At 54.2% G+C, this 900-nt stretch carries 2 tRNA genes and 1 rRNA gene; all 3 read left to right on the forward strand.

From position 1 onward, the window contains the following. Positions 1-101 (forward strand): 16S ribosomal RNA (locus ACFPWW_RS13215); the annotation flags it as partial. A gap of 264 nt (positions 102-365) precedes the next feature. After that, positions 366-442, forward strand: a tRNA-Ile gene (locus ACFPWW_RS13220). A 73-nt stretch (positions 443-515) separates the two neighbouring features. Continuing rightward, positions 516-591: transfer RNA gene (locus ACFPWW_RS13225), tRNA-Ala, on the forward strand. Positions 592-900 lie beyond the last annotated feature (309 nt).

The raw sequence follows: 900 nt of genomic DNA on the forward strand, positions 1-900 counted from the left end.
CGCTAACCGCAAGGAGGCAGCTAACCACGGTAGGGTCAGCGACTGGGGTGAAGTCGTAACAAGGTAGCCGTAGGGGAACCTGCGGCTGGATCACCTCCTTTCTAAGGAAGCTGTGGAATTGGTAAGACGCCGGGACATGATCCTGGATGAACCTTCCCGTGCTTTTTAGAACATAGATGGCACCAGTCAGGTGACCATCGAAACGCAATACGCCGCGTAGACTACGGTCACGACGGTATGGCGAGCTCTCGCCGTCCACGTTTCTCTTTCTTCACAAGGATATCGAACCATAGCTAGACTGCGCCTGGCGCTGTTTCTTGGCTTTTGGTGCTGCGCTTTTGCAAGTGCAGGACCTTTTAAGAGATGGGCCCGTAGCTCAGTTGGTTAGAGCACACGCTTGATAAGCGTGGGGTCGGAAGTTCAAGTCTTCCCGGGCCCACCATTTGCTTTTGTAGATGGTTTGCTTGCGGTTTACTGATCCCTGACGGTTTGACTGTCGGGTGTTTGTGATGGTTGGGGCTGTAGCTCAGCTGGGAGAGCACCTGCTTTGCAAGCAGGGGGTCAGCGGTTCGATCCCGCTCAGCTCCACCAATTCGCTTTGGTGTCGAGCCGGTGGCGGCGAGGCGATATCCTTTGAAGAAGTAAAAGTTTGCATCGGCTTTAGGCCTGATGCCTGTTCTGCCTATATCGTGAAGAGAAGATTGATCCGGATGAGCATCTGATGCTCATGCCTGAAGGATCGTTTGTTGTTCGGGGCTTGCCCCGTCTGACAGGCGATCTGGTTGACGTTGCCTGACCGCGCGTCATCGGATTTATCTCGAGAAGCTGGTCTTAAGGTATGGCCCGGATGTCGCTCGGCGTGACATTTTTATGAGGGACCATACCGAACACGTCGATGGC

The sequence above is a fragment of the Rhizobium sp. GCM10022189 genome (assembly GCF_042656325.1).
GTDB lineage: Bacteria > Pseudomonadota > Alphaproteobacteria > Rhizobiales > Rhizobiaceae > Rhizobium.